The organism is Streptomyces sp. W16 (genome assembly GCF_033194735.1).
Classification (GTDB): Bacteria; Actinomycetota; Actinomycetes; order Streptomycetales; family Streptomycetaceae; genus Streptomyces.
Map to the genome: position 1 here is coordinate 23,499 of NZ_JAWOAI010000004.1, position 14,132 is coordinate 37,630.

At 68.9% G+C, this 14,132-nt stretch carries 22 protein-coding genes; 4 read left to right on the plus strand and 18 right to left on the minus strand.

The genetic code is table 11. The features are described from left to right. Positions 1 to 12: 12 nt before the first annotated feature. The 3 genes from R6V09_RS01110 to R6V09_RS01120 are packed head-to-tail and all read left to right on the plus strand — an operon-like array spanning position 13 to position 4,918. Complete coding sequence (locus tag R6V09_RS01110; protein ID WP_317879401.1) at positions 13 to 237, plus strand: helix-turn-helix domain-containing protein; 225 nt, start codon at positions 13 to 15, stop codon at positions 235 to 237. Beyond that, positions 237 to 4,598, plus strand: a complete 4,362-nt coding sequence (locus tag R6V09_RS01115) for a hypothetical protein (protein ID WP_317879402.1) — start codon at positions 237 to 239, stop codon at positions 4,596 to 4,598. The genes R6V09_RS01110 and R6V09_RS01115 overlap by 1 nt, the downstream gene beginning before the upstream one ends. Further along, positions 4,598 to 4,918: a hypothetical protein gene (locus tag R6V09_RS01120; protein ID WP_317879403.1), complete on the plus strand. Its 321-nt coding sequence runs from the start codon at positions 4,598 to 4,600 to the stop codon at positions 4,916 to 4,918. The genes R6V09_RS01115 and R6V09_RS01120 overlap by 1 nt, the downstream gene beginning before the upstream one ends. A 105-nt stretch (positions 4,919 to 5,023) precedes the next feature. On the opposite strand, the gene R6V09_RS01125 is transcribed toward R6V09_RS01120, so the two are convergent. The 3 genes from R6V09_RS01125 to R6V09_RS01135 are packed head-to-tail and all read right to left on the minus strand — an operon-like array spanning position 5,024 to position 5,591. Then, a complete protein-coding gene (locus R6V09_RS01125) occupies positions 5,024 to 5,185 on the minus strand; it encodes a hypothetical protein (RefSeq protein ID WP_317879404.1) in 162 nt (53 codons plus the stop codon). After that, a complete protein-coding gene (locus R6V09_RS01130; protein WP_317879405.1) occupies positions 5,182 to 5,373 on the minus strand; it encodes a hypothetical protein in 192 nt (63 codons plus the stop codon). The genes R6V09_RS01125 and R6V09_RS01130 overlap by 4 nt, the downstream gene beginning before the upstream one ends. Further along, positions 5,370 to 5,591, minus strand: coding sequence for a hypothetical protein (locus R6V09_RS01135; protein WP_317879406.1), 222 nt, complete (start codon positions 5,589 to 5,591; stop codon positions 5,370 to 5,372). The genes R6V09_RS01130 and R6V09_RS01135 overlap by 4 nt, the downstream gene beginning before the upstream one ends. A 166-nt stretch (positions 5,592 to 5,757) precedes the next feature. On the opposite strand from R6V09_RS01135, the gene R6V09_RS01140 reads away from it, so the two are divergent. Next, entirely contained in the window at positions 5,758 to 7,035 is a 1,278-nt protein-coding gene (locus R6V09_RS01140; RefSeq protein WP_317879407.1) for a helix-turn-helix transcriptional regulator, read from the plus strand. Here R6V09_RS01140 and cutA read toward each other — a convergent pair. The 15 genes from cutA to R6V09_RS01215 all read right to left on the minus strand — a co-directional run bounded on the left by cutA (position 7,032) and on the right by R6V09_RS01215 (position 14,114). After that, positions 7,032 to 7,352 carry a divalent-cation tolerance protein CutA gene (cutA, locus tag R6V09_RS01145; RefSeq protein ID WP_317879408.1) on the minus strand — a complete coding sequence of 107 codons (321 nt, stop codon included), beginning with the start codon at positions 7,350 to 7,352 and terminating at the stop codon, positions 7,032 to 7,034. The two genes, R6V09_RS01140 and cutA, sit on opposite strands and share 4 nt — an antisense overlap. Before the next feature lie 81 nt (positions 7,353 to 7,433). Continuing rightward, complete coding sequence (locus R6V09_RS01150; protein WP_317879409.1) at positions 7,434 to 7,601, minus strand: hypothetical protein; 168 nt, start codon at positions 7,599 to 7,601, stop codon at positions 7,434 to 7,436. A 105-nt stretch (positions 7,602 to 7,706) separates the two neighbouring features. After that, positions 7,707 to 7,907: a hypothetical protein gene (locus tag R6V09_RS01155; RefSeq protein ID WP_317879410.1), complete on the minus strand. Its 201-nt coding sequence runs from the start codon at positions 7,905 to 7,907 to the stop codon at positions 7,707 to 7,709. Between the two features lie 188 nt (positions 7,908 to 8,095). Further along, complete coding sequence (locus R6V09_RS01160) at positions 8,096 to 10,222, minus strand: zonular occludens toxin domain-containing protein (protein WP_317879411.1); 2,127 nt, start codon at positions 10,220 to 10,222, stop codon at positions 8,096 to 8,098. An 84-nt stretch (positions 10,223 to 10,306) separates the two neighbouring features. Then, the gene (locus R6V09_RS01165; protein WP_317879412.1) at positions 10,307 to 10,486 is read right to left on the minus strand and encodes a DUF6257 family protein; all 180 of its coding nucleotides are present in this window, start codon (positions 10,484 to 10,486) and stop codon (positions 10,307 to 10,309) included. A 3-nt stretch (positions 10,487 to 10,489) separates the two neighbouring features. Beyond that, on the minus strand, positions 10,490 to 10,723 hold the full coding sequence (locus R6V09_RS01170; RefSeq protein ID WP_317879413.1) for a hypothetical protein: 234 nt from the start codon (positions 10,721 to 10,723) through the stop codon (positions 10,490 to 10,492). 94 nt (positions 10,724 to 10,817) lie between these two features. After that, positions 10,818 to 11,222 carry a hypothetical protein gene (locus R6V09_RS01175; RefSeq protein ID WP_317879414.1) on the minus strand — a complete coding sequence of 135 codons (405 nt, stop codon included), beginning with the start codon at positions 11,220 to 11,222 and terminating at the stop codon, positions 10,818 to 10,820. After that, entirely contained in the window at positions 11,219 to 11,392 is a 174-nt protein-coding gene (locus tag R6V09_RS01180) for a hypothetical protein (protein ID WP_317879415.1), read from the minus strand. Before R6V09_RS01180 ends, R6V09_RS01175 begins: the two co-directional genes overlap by 4 nt. Continuing rightward, complete coding sequence (locus tag R6V09_RS01185) at positions 11,389 to 11,748, minus strand: hypothetical protein (protein ID WP_317879416.1); 360 nt, start codon at positions 11,746 to 11,748, stop codon at positions 11,389 to 11,391. The genes R6V09_RS01180 and R6V09_RS01185 overlap by 4 nt, the downstream gene beginning before the upstream one ends. Then, positions 11,745 to 12,116 (minus strand): DUF6907 domain-containing protein, encoded by a 372-nt coding sequence (locus tag R6V09_RS01190; protein WP_317879417.1) that lies wholly within the window; start codon positions 12,114 to 12,116, stop codon positions 11,745 to 11,747. Before R6V09_RS01190 ends, R6V09_RS01185 begins: the two co-directional genes overlap by 4 nt. Further along, positions 12,109 to 12,435: a hypothetical protein gene (locus R6V09_RS01195; protein ID WP_317879418.1), complete on the minus strand. Its 327-nt coding sequence runs from the start codon at positions 12,433 to 12,435 to the stop codon at positions 12,109 to 12,111. Before R6V09_RS01195 ends, R6V09_RS01190 begins: the two co-directional genes overlap by 8 nt. Next, positions 12,432 to 12,797 carry a hypothetical protein gene (locus tag R6V09_RS01200; RefSeq protein ID WP_317879419.1) on the minus strand — a complete coding sequence of 122 codons (366 nt, stop codon included), beginning with the start codon at positions 12,795 to 12,797 and terminating at the stop codon, positions 12,432 to 12,434. The genes R6V09_RS01195 and R6V09_RS01200 overlap by 4 nt, the downstream gene beginning before the upstream one ends. Then, positions 12,794 to 13,177 (minus strand): hypothetical protein, encoded by a 384-nt coding sequence (locus R6V09_RS01205; RefSeq protein ID WP_317879420.1) that lies wholly within the window; start codon positions 13,175 to 13,177, stop codon positions 12,794 to 12,796. The genes R6V09_RS01200 and R6V09_RS01205 overlap by 4 nt, the downstream gene beginning before the upstream one ends. Then, positions 13,174 to 13,635, minus strand: a complete 462-nt coding sequence (locus R6V09_RS01210) for a DUF6907 domain-containing protein (RefSeq protein WP_317879421.1) — start codon at positions 13,633 to 13,635, stop codon at positions 13,174 to 13,176. Before R6V09_RS01210 ends, R6V09_RS01205 begins: the two co-directional genes overlap by 4 nt. After that, a complete protein-coding gene (locus R6V09_RS01215) occupies positions 13,635 to 14,114 on the minus strand; it encodes a hypothetical protein (RefSeq protein ID WP_317879422.1) in 480 nt (159 codons plus the stop codon). Before R6V09_RS01215 ends, R6V09_RS01210 begins: the two co-directional genes overlap by 1 nt. Between the last annotated feature and the right edge of the window lie 18 nt (positions 14,115 to 14,132).

Genomic DNA, 14,132 nt, shown 5'->3' on the forward strand with positions numbered 1-14,132 from the left:
CCTGGAGCACCCATGGCCGCCCGCGCCTTCAACGGGCCTGCGCTGCGCGATCAGCGCCGCCTCGCCGGACTGTCCGTCGCCCAACTCGCCACCGCCGTAGGCCGAACGCCGTGGACGATCTGGGACTACGAGACAGGCCGCACCACACCACCCGTCGACGTCGCCGCCGGGCTGGCCGATGCCCTCGACCTCCGCCTCGACCAGCTGCTCACGCGCGCCGAACTGGCGGTGGCGTAGTGGCTGGCTCGTTTCGCATCGCCGAGGGATACGTCGAGGTCACAGCCGACGAATCCGGCTACGACCGGGCGATGGACCGCCTGAAGTCGAAGCGCAACGAGGTCGGTGTCCGCCTCAACCTCGACGACCGCGACGCCAAGACCCAGCTCGACCGTTTCGTACGCGACCGCGCCCTCAAGGTGAAGGTCAACCTCGACCAGACCGCACTGTCCAGCGCCCGTTTCCGCGACCTCACCGTCAACCTCCTGCCGGAACTCTCGGACACCGCCCGACGGCTGGCCGAGGAACAGCTCGTCACCCTCACCCGGGACCGCACGGTCCGGATCACCGCGGACCTCGACACCCGTGCAGCCGCCGACGACCTGGCGATCCTCACCCGGGCCCGTACGGCGCGCATCACCGCGGATGCCGACACCCGCTCGGCGGCCGACGACCTCGCCCTGCTGACGCGCTCCCGCACCGTCAACGTCAGAGTTGACGTCGACCGGTCGGCGCTCGGCATCCTGGCAGGTCTCGGCGGCTCGGCCGGTGGCGTCGGCGCGCTGTCTTCCCGCTTCGTTGGCCTCGCAGCGGCTGCCCTTTCAGCGCTGCCGACGATCGCGTCGCTGGGTGCCTCGCTCATCCAACTCGGCCCCGCCGCCGCCATCGCTGCGCCCGCCGTGCTGTCGCTGGGAAGCGCGTTCGCCGCGATCAAGCTCGGCACCAGCGGGATCGGCGACGCCTTCAAAGCCGCATTCGCGCCGGCCACCAAGAGTGCCAACGCTGCGGCGACGGCGACCCGGCAGGTGGAGAACGCGCAGCGCTCGCTAGCAAAGGCCCAGCAGGCAGTCAAGGATGCCGAAGTCAACGCGGCGGCCGCGCGGGTGAAGGCCGCCCGCGATATTCAGGATGCGCAGCAGAACCTGAAGTCGACCGTCCAGGACGTTGCCGACTCCAACCGGCGGGCTGCTGAGTCCGTCGCGGGCGCGGAGCGGGATCTCGCCGATGCGCAGCGGGCGGCGAAGCAAGCCCAATTGGACCTGACTCAGGCCCGTAAGGATGCGGTCGAGGAACTCCAGGATCTCAACAACCGGCTCGAAGACGCCCAGTTGGACCAGCGGCAGAAGGTGCTGGACCTGTCGGACGCCGAGAAGCAGCTCGCGACGGATAAGGCCGCGGGGTCGAAGGTATCCGCGGAGCAGTTGGCGAAGGACCAACTGGCCTACGACAGGGCCGTGCAGGCCCTGGAGGAGCAGCAGACCGAGACCAAGCGCCTCCAGGACCAAGCGGACGCCGCGAACAAGGCCGGCGTCGAGGGCAGCGCGACGGTCACGAAGGCCAAGCAGGGGATTGCGGACGCCAACCAGACCGTCACGGACAAGACGCAAGCGTTGAAGGACGCCGAGATCGAACAGTCCCGCACTGCGGTGGACGGCGCGCAGAAGGTCGCCAAGGCGGAGCGGGACGTTGCCGACGCGCGGGCTGCTGCAGCGAAGGCCGCGGTCGACGGCGCCCGGAGTATCGCCGATGCCCAGCAGCAGGTAGCCGACGCGGCCCGGAACGTGGCGGACGCGCAGACCGCCGGGGCCGCGGCAACGTCCAAGGTCGCCGACGCCATGGCGAAGCTCGCCCCTTCCGCGCGGGAGTTCGTCAAGGCGGTGGTCGCGCAGGCCGGCGCCTGGCGGGCCCTGAAGCTGGACATTCAGGAGCGGCTGTTCAAGGGCCTCGGGGACACGTTCACGACGATGGCGCGGGCGACCCTGCCGTCGGTGCATGACGGCCTGGTGGGTACGGCCGGGATCCTCAACACGACGGCGAAGAACGCGGCCGGCGCGGTGACGGAGCTCGGCAAGACGGGCATGCTGCGGAAGCTGTTCGACGGCCTCAACGACGGCATGCGCCCGCTCACGCGGATCCCCGGCCAGTTCATCACCGGGCTTACGCAGATATCCGTCGCAGCCTCGCCCGCGTTCAAGCGGCTGTCTGACGGCGCGGCCGGCGCCTCCGACCGGATCTCGAAGAAGATCAGCGACGCGTTCAAGTCCGGGGCGATGGAGAAGGCCATCAACCACGCCATCGACCTGGCGAAGCAGTTCGGCAAGTTGGTCGGGGACGTCTTCGGGACGCTCGGGAACGTCATGGACGCGGCGCAGTTGGGGGGCGCCAACGCGCTCACGACGCTCGGCGATGCGTTCAAGGAACTGCGCCGTGTCACGGGCCTGCCGGAGATGCAGAAGGCCCTGGGCTCGATCTTCGGGTCCCTGCACAAGATTGCTTCGGTCCTCATCGACGTGGTGGGCGTGGCCCTGGAGAACCTGGTGCCGATCGCGGCCCCGTTCGTCTCGATGATCGCGGGCATCGCAGACAAGGCAGCGGGCCCGCTCAAGTCGTTCTTCGAGTTCCTCGGCGACCATCAGACGCTGGTCGGATCGATCGCGGCCGGGATCCTCGCCATCGTCACGGCGATGAAGTTGTGGGAGCTGGCCACGATCGCGGTCACGACGGTGCAGGCCATCTTGACCACGGTCATGGACGCCAACCCGATCGGCCTGGTCGTCCTCGCTGTGGCCGGCCTGGCGGCTGGCCTCGCCTACGCGTGGCAGCACTCTCAGACGTTCCGAGACGTGGTCATCGGCGTCTGGGACGCCATCAAGGCGGCCTTCTCGGCGACCTGGGACTGGATCAATAAGTACATCGTCCAGCCGTTCAAGGATTTGTACGACATTCTCGTCGGCCACAGCATCATCCCCGACCTCGTGAATGCAATCACCGGTTGGTTCACGTCGTTGTGGACGAAGACGAAGCAGATCTTCACTGAGCTGAAGACGTGGGTCGTCGCCCTCTGGCGTGCACTGTGGGGTGATCTCAAAACGAAGTGGGACACCTTCTACGGCGGGTTGAAGACTGCGCTGACCGGGGCGTGGACGTGGGTGAAGAACAGCTTCGGCAGTCTGAAGGCGTCCATTTCCAACACCTGGTCGACGCTGTGGACGGGTGCGAAAAACGCTGTGACATCGGTGTTCTCCACGATCAACTCGAAGATCAGTGGGTTTGCGTCCGGCATGAGGAACGCGTTCACCAACCTGAAAAACGCGTTGGGGACGATCTGGGACGGCGTGAAGTCGAAGATCGCCGCACCGATCAAGTTCGTCGTGGGCACCGTCTACAACAACGGCATCCGCAAGATGTGGAACTCCATCGCGGGCAAGGTCAGCTCCAAAATCACGCTGCCCGCGATCGCGCTCGGCTTCAACCGAGGCGGTGTTGTCCCCGGCACCGGCAACAGCGACACCGTTCCGATCATGGCTACGCCCCAAGAGCGGATTCTGTCCGTTCCCCAGGTCAAAAAGCTGGGCGGCCACCGGGCCATCGACGCCATGCTCGGCCAGGACCACCCAGTCAAGACCGGCGGCAACCCGAGCAGGCAGGAAGAGAAGCGCCGCTACCAGGGCGGCACCCAGCACTACGCGGGCGGCGGCATCGTCGGCAACGTCACCTCCGCCATCGGAGGGGCCATCAGCTCCGCCACCTCATGGGCCAAAGATCTCGTCATCGGCGGACTGAAGAGCGCAGCCCAGAAGGCGCTGTCCGCGCTCGTACGGCCACTCATCAGCCGCATCCCCGGCGGCAACGCAGGCATCGGCGGGTTGATGAAGGACACCGCCAACAAGGCCGTCGACGGCATGCTCGGCTGGTTCGGCAACGAGGACAAGAAGGCCGTAGGCGGGCCGGCCGTGCAGAAGGCCCTGTCATGGGTGAAGACCCAGAACGGCCTGCCGTATCAGTGGGCCGGCAACGGCAACCCCAGCTGGGACTGCAGCGGCCTGATGAGCGCGATCGAGTCCGTCATTCGTGGGGAGAAGCCGCACCGCCGGTGGGCTACCGGCTCGTTCGTCGGCAACAACGGGCCCGCGGGCTGGGTCCGGAACCTGAACTCGCCGTTCATGATCGGGGTCACCAACGCGGGCGTCGGCCACACCGCAGGAACGCTCGCCGGCATGAACGTCGAATCGTCCGGTGGCGCCGGCGTCCACATGGGCAAGAGCGCCCGCGGCTACAACAACAGCCTCTTCACCTCACACTGGGGCTTCGCCCCGGCCGCGAAGTACGACAGCGGCGGCCTCCTCCAGCCCGGCGCCACCATGGCGATCAACAACACCCGCAAGCCCGAAGCCGTCCTCACCGCCGAGGAGCACGATGCGTTCCGCAGCATCGTCACGGGGCTGTCCAGCAGCGGCTTCGGCGGTGGCACCACGGTGCAGGTGTCGGTCGAGGTCAAGTCGATGACGATGCCCACCCCTGCCGAGGCCAAGCGGTTCGCTGAGGCGATCGCCGTTCCGGTAAAGGAAGCCATCCGCAAAAATGACAGGAGCCACCTCTGATGGCCATGACTGGCGAGATGCAGGTTCCCGTCCTGGTAAAGGACAAGCAGGTCGTGGAGTGCCCGGTGTGCGGCCAGTTCGACGACCTCACGTTGGTGATGCACAGCGACGACTTCTCCGAGGACCCATCCACCATGTTCTGCGACGACCGGCACGAGTGGCTGGAACCTCGGGTGCCACGCCGCCTCGGTGCCGAGCTGCTCGCGGCCAAGGTGCGGAACAGTCCGGAGACGGTCGTGCGGGCAGACGGTGAGCCACTCAGCGAGGGCCTGCCGCGTCGGGAGCGGCGGCGTACACGGCGGCGGCGGCCACGGCGATAGCAGCCAGGCATGAAGCGGCCCCGGCCAGGATGCACCTACGGCCGGGGCCTGCCTGGTCCCGCCTGCCCTCTCGTTGAGACCGGGGTACAGAGGACAGGCGGGAGTTCAATGATGCAGGGATACCTGCGTCGTCTGGACCGGCACGGGCTTGCACTCGCGGTCGTGCCGGTAGAGCGTCGTACCGGCGGCGGAGGGAGACATCTTGTCGATCTCCGTGTAGCCCTCGCCGGTTCTGATGGACTGGTCGCAGTTGATGCAGATCTTCACTGTCCGACCTCCCTGCGCCTGCGCCAGAGGATGAACCAGGCCCGGTACAGAGCCTCCGCCTCCGGGCACTTGGGTGGCGGCTCCCCACTGTCCACGTTGACCTTGCAGCCGGGACAGTGGACGCAGTGTTCGAAGAGCGCGTTGAGTGCCTCGTTCACCGGGGTCGGTGCGGGTGCAGGCCCGGTCATGATGCGGAGGCCGGTAGCGGCTGGTCGGCGAGCGGCACGAGGTCGTAGGCCTGGCGGCACGGGTGGCAGGCGAAGTGGTTCCCCATCGTTCCCGGTCCGCTGCTCTGCTCGATCACCTGGATGAGGCGCACGCCTCGTGCGTAGTTCTGGTGCCAGGCGCACCACCCGACGGCGGTCGGGGTGTTCGTCGTGCCCTCGGTCTGCGTATTCTCCGGCATGTCGACTCCATCTAGTCGGCCACGCCCGGGGCCGTTCGCGCGGCTGCCGGGTCTTTCGACCACCCTTCGCTCCCGCACCACGATTGCCATCCCATCGAGGGGTATCCCCATCATGGGTAGGCCCGAGAACGGGGCGGGCGCGCCGCAATTGGGGGATGCTGTGACGGTGACCCATCCGCCCACAGCTCTGCCGGTAGGCGTCCTCGAACTCCCCCAGATGTGCGAGGCGCTCCGCGCTCACGACTTCGGGACCGTCTTCCGGCTGGCTCGCGAACAGGCCGGTATCAGCTACCAGAAGCTGGCCGCCGAGTGCGGCATCAAGCCGGAGCGTGTCGGCGCGCTCGCGCGAGGCTGCGGACGTGTCGAGAGCTACGACAAGATTGCCGTGATCGCGGACGCCCTCAGGGTGCCCGGGCGCATGGTCGGGCTCGCTCCCCGCCCGTGGGAGACGACTTCCGACATGGCGGCACTTCGCCGGCGTGACGTCCTCGCCGTCGGCGCCGTGGGCCTGGCTGCGACTCTGCCCGATGTGCTGCCGCCGTCCGTGCCGCAGCGGGTGGGCGCCGGCACCGTGGCGCGGCTGAGGGAGCGCACGGCCCGGCTGCGCCGTCTCGATGACGTCCTCGGCGGCGGCGACACCTACCGCCTGTACGCGGCCGAGTATCAGCGGACGCGGCGCATCTTGCGAGACAGCACCTACAACGAGAGCACCGGCCGCCAGCTGCTGGCGCTGGCGGCTGAGCAGGCGCAGCAGGCCGGTTGGGCGGCGTTCGACGGTGGCCGGGAACGGGAGGCCGTCGGCTTGTACCGGGAGAGCCGGTCGGCCGCCGAAGACGCGGGCGCCGAGGACCTCGCCCGCAATGCCCTGGCCTACCTCGCCTACCAGGCCGTAGCCGCCGACCCGCGCGCCGCCGCGGCGATAGCGGCGCACTCGTGCGATGCGGTCACCGAGGAGACCCCGGCCACGGTGCGCGCACTGCTGTGGGAGCGGTGCGCGTGGGCGCGAGCTGTCGCCGGGGATGCGAACGGTACGGAGGCGGCCCTCGCCGAGGCGCGTGCCGCTCTCGGTGCGGACGACGCTGGCGGACCGCAGCCGGCATGGTCGGCGTGGGTGGACCAGGTGGAGCTGGACATCATGGCGGGCCGCTGTTGGACGCAGCTACGGCGGCCTTTGCGCGCGGTGCCCCTGCTGGTGCGTGGGCTCGGGAGGTTCGACGACGCGCACGCCCGGGACGCGTCCCTGTATTCGACGTGGCTGGCTGAGGCGTACACGACGGCCGGCGAGGTGGAGGAGGCTGCGCGGGTGGCCGGGCGGGCGCTGGAGCTCGCTGACGGGGTGGCCTCGGCCCGGCCCCGCCAACGTATCGAGCAGGTCGTGTCCGCGCTCGCCCTCCAGCACGGTGCAGTGCCGGCAGTCGCCGAACTGGTCGAGCGGACCGCCTAGTTGGCAACCGTCCGGTCGATCCACTCCAGATAAGAAGCGGAGCCCTGGACTATGGAGGTGGCGGTCACCTCGGGGTTCGTCCACGGATGGTGCTCGATCAGGTGGGTCTCCAGCTCGGCGTAGCGGGATGCGGTCGTCTTGAGCAGCAGTTGCCATTCCTCGCCCGTGCCGAACTCGCCGTTGTGCCAGAACACGGAGGTGACGGGGCCGATGATCTGTGCTCCCGCGGCGAGCCGCGCCTGCACGACCGATCGGGCCAGTTCGAGGGCCTGATCACGAGTTTCCGTGGCTGTGGACACCTGCACGAAGTCAGTCATGCGCGCGAGCCTAGCCGCAACGCGAAAGGCCCCCTGCTCGGTCGTGATGACCGTGGAGGGGGCCGAACGTTCTTCGAGTAGCTACAGCCGTTCTTGCAGGAACGCGGCGAAGCTCTCGTGGTCCTCGCCCGTCCAGTCCACGACGAGGTCGTAGGCGCGGTGCCTGTCAACGTCGGTCCACTGGGACTTCGGCTTCAGGTAGAGCGCCAGCAACTTGACCGCGTTGGGCGGCAACTGAGCTGAGTACATGGTCTTCCTCCATACCTCGACGGATTCACCGGAGGTTCGGAAAGGACCGGGGTGGTGCGGTGCGCGGTGGCTAGCCGGAAGACCCGGCGTCGGCTGCCTACGCTATCAGCGCGGTTCGTCGCCGGTGGCTTCGTCGGCGAGGTCCATCACAGCCTCGTCCATGTACTGCTCGTCGAGCAGCGTGAGGCAGCCGGGGCAGACAGGTAGACCGTCCTCGGTCGCCTCCCAGTCCATGAACTCCTTGGAGTCCTGCGGGGGCGCCGGTCGGCGGCAGCGGGAACAGTGCTCGTGCATCGGGTGCGTCATGGCGGCATCTTCTCTCTGCTCGGGTCTCTGTGAATAGATCAGGGAGGGAGGCGCGGCGGGGGAGGCTGAAGTGCCTGTTTCCCGTTTCCCTGGGGTGCGCCTCCCTGACCTCCCTCGCCTCCCTCAACCGGCATACATGCAGGTCAGCACGAGAGAGGCATGAGGGGGAGGCTTGGGGGAGAACTCCCTCAGATGTCGGAGCCTCCCTCCTCGTTGTCGAGGTCGTCGATGTCCTCGGCGAGGCGCTCCAGGATGGCGTCCTGGACGCGGTCGCGGGCCACGACCATCACGCCCTTCGACTTGTACTGCTCGGCGCCGTACGGCTCCAGCGCGCGCTTCAGGTCCGTGGGCCCCCAACTGCCGTAGGCCTCCGGGTTGCGGGCGGCGAGCCGGTGCAGCACCTCCTGAGCGAGGACGCGCGTCTCGTCGCCGAGGACGGCCGCGGTGTCGGCGAGCGGGTCGGCCACCTCGAACACCGGAACATCAGCCGGGCCGGTTCCGTCGTACAACCCCATGGCGCGCTCGACGACCGGAGTCACCTCGTCGACACCCTTCTCCGGGTCCCGCTGCACGTAGTGGGCGCGGATCACCTCGAACGGCTTGGCCGTGAACCCGTAGGTGACCGCCGTGCCGACGTCCTGGCCGGGCACCAGCTCCGTCGCGCGGATGCCGGCCTTGTACTTGCCGGAGCCGAGGAGTCCGTCGTTGGCGACCTGGTCGCCGACCGCGAACGCCACACGGTGGGAGGTGTTGCGGGTGACGTCGCGCGGGATGCTGTCGGCGGTCGGGGAGACGGTGACCCAGACCAGAGTGATCCCGACTTTCCTCGCCTTCTTCATCACGCGAATGGCCAGCTCAGCGGCCTCCTTGCCGTACTCCTTACTCATGAACAGCTCGTGGCACTCGTCGAAGACGACCACCCGGGGCCGCATCCGCGGGTCCTTCATCGCCAGTTCACGCGTGAGCTTGGGTGAAGCGCCGCCGAGTTCCTCCAGCAGCTTGCCGCGCTCGGTCACCTCGCTCGTCAGGGACCGCAACCGGTCAAGGGCCGCCCGCAGTTGCTCCGGGTCGTCGCCCTTGACCAGGGTCTTCAGCCGGGGCTTGAGCGGGTCATAGTCGATGTTCGTGGCCATCACGTACACCTCGGCCTCGACGAGCGGGTCGAGGATCGCGCCGAGGAGCAGGGCGACGACGATCGAGGTCTTCCCCGAGCCCATGATGCCGCCGACGATCCAGTTCGCGGCCATGAGCTGCCCGATGATGGGTTCGCCGCGCTGCGAGACCGCAACCGGAACGCCCTTGAAATAGTCGGTGGTGCCCTCGTGCAGCAGAGGCCACGGCGGCACGGGACCGTTCAGTGAGCCCTGATCGGCTACCCACAGGTCGAGGACGCCAGGCTGCTTCGGGGGCTCGGTCGGCCACGTCTCGACGGGCTTCCTCATGAGGTTGTGGGCGAGGATGTTCTTCTTCCCGTTGATCATCTCGACGGTGACGCCGAGCGGTAGCTGAACCTGCGTGTGGTAGCCGTTGCCGAGCCGTACGGTCGGCTGGATCCAGCGCGGCTTCCAGCCCTCCTTCACGGCCTTGTTCAGCGCGGGGATGCCCAGGTTCTCCAGGGCTCGCATGATGGCGTTCTCATCAGGCACGACGTCCCGCTCGTCGCCGTCCACGGGCAGCGCCCAGGAGGGGGCGGTGCGCTGGGCGCGGCCGACGGACCACACGCCGAGCAGGGCCAGCAGGGGCAGCGAGTAGAGCAGCGGCTTGAAGATGACGGAGGCGAGGAACGCGAGCCAGCCGACGGCCTCGATGACCGCATTCAGCGGGGTCGCCACGTCGCGGACGTCGTGCCGGTACCAGGCCAGCATGATGCCGAGCACGAGGAGGACGCCCGCGGTGCCGGCGAGTGCGGAGACGATCGCCTTGGGCAGGTTGAGGACGAGCTGCAGCAGGTCCATCCGCCTCTTATGACGGGCGAACCGGTAGGCATACGCCCTTTGTTCCCACTTGGTGACCATTTCCTCATTGCCTGCGGCCTCGGCGATGCGCATCATCCGCGCGTGCATCGCGGTCGTACGGGCTTCCCAGGCGCGGCGGGACAGGACGCGGGTACCGCCCCATGCGTAGGCGCCGTGGCGGACGGCGACCTTGTAGGCGGGGTGCTGGCGGGCGCCCACGAGGACACGGCCGAGCGGGGCGAGGCATAGCCGGCGGCGGGCCAGGGCGGGCGTCTTGGCGGCGGGAGAAGCCGCGGGTGCGGCCGGCCCGGGTGGGGTGTCGCGTGCGTCCTCTGGCGTTTTGATCAGATCGACGGTCATCCTGGTTTCTCCGGTCGCTTCACAGGTGGTCCGGGGCCCGGGGACGGCGCTCTTCTTGGCGGTTGGACGCCGCCCCCGGGGTGACTACTTGCCGTTCTTCTTGCGGCGTTCGGCCCGCTTCTCGATGCGTTCGATGCGCCGCTTCAGGTCACTGGTGTCGACCGTGGGGCCGGCCATGCCGCGCTTCGCCATCCGGGCGACGTGGAAGGCGATGCGCACCTTCTCGCCCGCTGTGAAGTCCGAGAACCTGAGGTCGTCAGCCATGGGTCAGTACTCCGTTGCGGCGGTGGGGAGTTCGGGCAGCGGCTCGGGTAGCACGGTGGTGATCGCGGCGTACGAGCGAGCGACGTCCGCCCACAGCGCGCCGGCGGCGGCGAGTGGCTCGGCCTTGTCCCGCTCGCCGTTGCGGGCGTGCCGCGTGGCTTCCTGGGCCAGGTCTTCGGCCTTGGTGACGGCGTTCCATGCCAGCTGGATGAACTTCTCTCGGGCGGACCTGTTCACGGGGTTCTCCCTGGTCGTGGGCCGGGCTGTCCGGCCCCACCGCACCCCCGCGACTGGCACAAATGTGCCAGTCCACGGAGGACGGAAGGGCAGGTCAGCGGCCTTTCTTGCCGTGCGGCCGGATCTTGGAGGCGGCCCACCCGGCGGCGAGGATCACACCCACCAGGGACAGGCCGATCATGGGCAGGTTCGCGGAGACGGTGCCGATGATCCCGATCAGGGTTCCGCCGACCAGGACGACGACCGCACACACCGCGGCGGTGCAGACGACGACCACGGCCAGGATCAGGAACGTGACGATGATCAGCCGTTGCAGGGCCGGGTCCATGCCCTGCTGGATAGGAGCCTGCACGATGACCGGCGGCGGAGGCTGGCCGATCGTGAAGTGGACGGGTCGGCCGTACTGGTCGTACAGGACGTTCGGCGTCCGGTGGTGGGCGGCCTGCTCGACGTACTGGCGGTAGGCCTCGGGCAGGTTGGACGGATCGGGCTCGGTCACGGCGCCCACCGCCGTACGCGAGGAAGGTGGGGGCGTACGGCCAGGCCGGCCGCGAACGCGACGAGGACGGGCTTGCCGAGGATCGCCGCAACGATCGCGCCGACGACCGCGAGCAGGCTGGGGAACACGACCAGGAAACCGAGGGCGACGCCGAGCATCAACCACTTCATGAGCCGACCTCCTGCCGGTCGTTGGAGGCGAACCGGGCCTGCATACGCCGGCGGATTGCCTCCGCAGCAACGTGGATCGCGAACCGCGCGACGTCCTCCCGCTGCGCCCGGTATGAGGCGGCGAGGAGGTTCAAGTCCTGCCGGAGTTGCGTGCTCTCCGGCAGGAGCAGACCGGGCGCAGGCGGTGCCGCAACCGTGACCGTCTCGGTCACAACTGCCGGGGGTGTCTCGCGGATGTCCCTGCGTACGGTGTCGGCGGAAACCTCCAGCTCAGCCGCGATGTCTACCGGGTTCATGCCGTGCTCGGTGAGGTGCGCGACGACGATGCGACGGGTCGCACGGGACATGGCAGTCATGACGCATCACCTCGTAGCCGGATCGCCTCGGCCGCGGCCTCGTCGAGGAGGTCGGCGGCCTCCCGCAGCCGGGCCGCTACGCCCGGGATCGCCTCGGCGGTGAAGTCGGCCTCCAGGTCGAGGGACACCGACACCACCGGATGCGGCTCCGGCACCGACACCAGATACGGGGCGTGGGAGATCTGGGCGACGAGGAAGCGGGCGGTGCCGAGAGGGGTGTCGACGCTCGCCGACGTCTCGCGGCCGCGGTGGGTGAGGTCGGTGAAGTGCTGGGCGCCGTCGTGCGGGTCGGTGCACCAGTCGGGTTCGGGGATGGGAACGACGCGGGTCTCGATGATGGTCACGTCGACCATGCGGGGCTCAGGCATGGGGCACGCCCTTCGTGCTCCACGCCATGGCGACGGGCCAGTTCGTGGCGTCGGCGCCGTGCCATTTCGCGAGCAGCCCTCGGATGGTGTACTCCCGCTCCAGACCGACGATGTAGGGGGCGGCGATGACGTGGGAGAGCTGGCCGGAGGGGGTGACCATGACCCCCGCCATGAACTCGCGGCCCACAGGCCAGTCGTCGGGCGCCGGCCGGGTCACGACCGTCACGCCGAGGGTGTACAGCAGGTCGTCGTACGGCATGGTCAGGAAGTCCCAGCGGGTGAAGGTGGATCCGCTGCTGGCGTGGGGCGCGGTGCTCACTTGCCCTCACCTCGCTCGTCGGCGAGGAAGGCGGCGACGGTGGGGAAGGCGCGGTCGACGGAGGCGCGGACGGCCTTGGCTTCGACGTCGGCTTCCTCGGCGCGCAGCTTGGAGTGGAGCCAGTCGGCGTTCCACGCGGGCTCGTCGAGGCCGTCACGGATGACGACCCTGGCGAGACAGGCGCGTTCCTTGAGCCGCTCGCTGTAGTTGTCGACGGCGAAGTCGAGAGTCAGGGCGTCGAGGACGACGGCGAGCAGATGACGGAGGTCGCGGGCTTCGGAGGACGGGTTGATACGGGGCCCGGGCAGGGCGCCCACCGGAGTGGTGGGCGCCTGCTCGGCCGGTGTGGGCCGGTTGTTCATACCGTGACTCCCTGGCGCGGCCAGGTGCGGCTCATGGCGTCGCGGTGATCGCCGTCGTGGCCGTGGCGCTCGACACAGAGGAGACGGTCGCGGAACGTCTCGTCGGTGTCCTCCACGCCCGACAGCAGGTCTCCCGTGGCCGGGTCACGGTCGGGGCGACGCTGGCAGCACTGGGCAAGGATCTGCTTGGCCTCGGCCCGGATGTGGGCGGTCGGCTCTCCCGAGTGCGTGGTGTTGGTGCGGCCCTTTCCGAGTGCGGCGATCGTGTCCACCGCGATCTCGTCGGCCAGGGCGGGCGTGTACCAGTGAGGGAGGGTCTTCTGCATCGCCTGGTGGACGGCGGCGGTGATGACCTCGTCGAAGTCGAGGGCGGTCGTCATGCCGACACCCCCGCCTGCTGCTGGTGTGCGCGGGCGGTGCGGGACAACTGCCGGATCCGGGAGGCGAACGCGACCAGGCGGTCGGCGAGGTCGTCCGCCATGTCGGGGCTGAGGAACGCGTACTCGCCGTCGCCGTCGTCGACCGCGACCGTCGCCTGCCGAAGCTGCGGGTTCCGGTCGTACGCGTCGGACGTGATCCGGGCGTACAGCTCGAACACCAGGCGCGGGCTCCCCAGGGTGTGAATGCCGAAGTCCTGGGAGTCCGACGTGTGGACGATGTCCTCGACGGCCAACTGCGGGTTCTCGACGTGGTCGTCGGTGCACCAGTCGGGGCACTCGATCCACACGGTCCGGGCGATCTGGTCGAAGAACTGGATCGTGGCGGGCACCAGGCGGTGACCGGGGGAGACCTGCGGGACCGCGGCGAGGCCGGCGGCCGGGGCGTGGTTGGTACGCATCAGGCAGCCACCGCCGTCAGGGTCTCGATGTCGGCCAGGATCTCGACGCGCTCGACCTTGAGGGACGGGGCGCAGTCCTTCATGGGGACGGGGCCGAGGCCGAGCTTCTTGTAGGTGGCGGTGATGGCGGCGAGGTCCGGGGTCTGCCGGGACGACGGGGTGCGGAAGACGCGCCACGTGCCGTAGAGGCCGGCGGGCAGCTTGTCGAGGATCTTCTTCGCGGCGCGCTTGCCGCGGTCGGCGCGGCGGGCCTGGTCGGCGGCGCGCTCGTACTCGCGGGCGGCGGCCTCGATGGTGTCGACCTCGGGGAGTTCGTCGGCGTCCAGGACGTCGGCGGGGTCCGGGGCCTCGACGACCTCGGCGTCCGCCTGCTCGGCGGGGGCGAGGGAGCGGAGGGTGTCGGCGGCCGACTCGACGAGGCTGCCGATCATGGCGCGGACCGTACGGGCCGTACGGGGTGACGTGAGAAGGTGAAACACGCGGGTCTCCCTGGTGGA

Excerpts from the sequence above, each read along its gene's own strand:
- R6V09_RS01110 (WP_317879401.1), top strand. The coding sequence starts at position 13 with ATGGCCGCCCGCGCCTTCAACGGGCCTGCGCTGCGCGATCAGCGCCGC.
- R6V09_RS01120 (WP_317879403.1), top strand. The coding sequence starts at position 4,598 with ATGGCCATGACTGGCGAGATGCAGGTTCCCGTCCTGGTAAAGGACAAG.
- R6V09_RS01130 (WP_317879405.1), bottom strand. The coding sequence starts at position 5,373 with ATGACCGGGCCTGCACCCGCACCGACCCCGGTGAACGAGGCACTCAAC.
- R6V09_RS01135 (WP_317879406.1), bottom strand. The coding sequence starts at position 5,591 with ATGCCGGAGAATACGCAGACCGAGGGCACGACGAACACCCCGACCGCC.
- cutA (WP_317879408.1), bottom strand. The coding sequence starts at position 7,352 with ATGACTGACTTCGTGCAGGTGTCCACAGCCACGGAAACTCGTGATCAG.
- R6V09_RS01150 (WP_317879409.1), bottom strand. The coding sequence starts at position 7,601 with ATGTACTCAGCTCAGTTGCCGCCCAACGCGGTCAAGTTGCTGGCGCTC.
- R6V09_RS01155 (WP_317879410.1), bottom strand. The coding sequence starts at position 7,907 with ATGACGCACCCGATGCACGAGCACTGTTCCCGCTGCCGCCGACCGGCG.
- R6V09_RS01160 (WP_317879411.1), bottom strand. The coding sequence starts at position 10,222 with ATGACCGTCGATCTGATCAAAACGCCAGAGGACGCACGCGACACCCCA.
- R6V09_RS01165 (WP_317879412.1), bottom strand. The coding sequence starts at position 10,486 with ATGGCTGACGACCTCAGGTTCTCGGACTTCACAGCGGGCGAGAAGGTG.
- R6V09_RS01180 (WP_317879415.1), bottom strand. The coding sequence starts at position 11,392 with ATGAAGTGGTTGATGCTCGGCGTCGCCCTCGGTTTCCTGGTCGTGTTC.
- R6V09_RS01185 (WP_317879416.1), bottom strand. The coding sequence starts at position 11,748 with ATGACTGCCATGTCCCGTGCGACCCGTCGCATCGTCGTCGCGCACCTC.
- R6V09_RS01190 (WP_317879417.1), bottom strand. The coding sequence starts at position 12,116 with ATGCCTGAGCCCCGCATGGTCGACGTGACCATCATCGAGACCCGCGTC.
- R6V09_RS01200 (WP_317879419.1), bottom strand. The coding sequence starts at position 12,797 with ATGAACAACCGGCCCACACCGGCCGAGCAGGCGCCCACCACTCCGGTG.
- R6V09_RS01205 (WP_317879420.1), bottom strand. The coding sequence starts at position 13,177 with ATGACGACCGCCCTCGACTTCGACGAGGTCATCACCGCCGCCGTCCAC.
- R6V09_RS01210 (WP_317879421.1), bottom strand. The coding sequence starts at position 13,635 with ATGCGTACCAACCACGCCCCGGCCGCCGGCCTCGCCGCGGTCCCGCAG.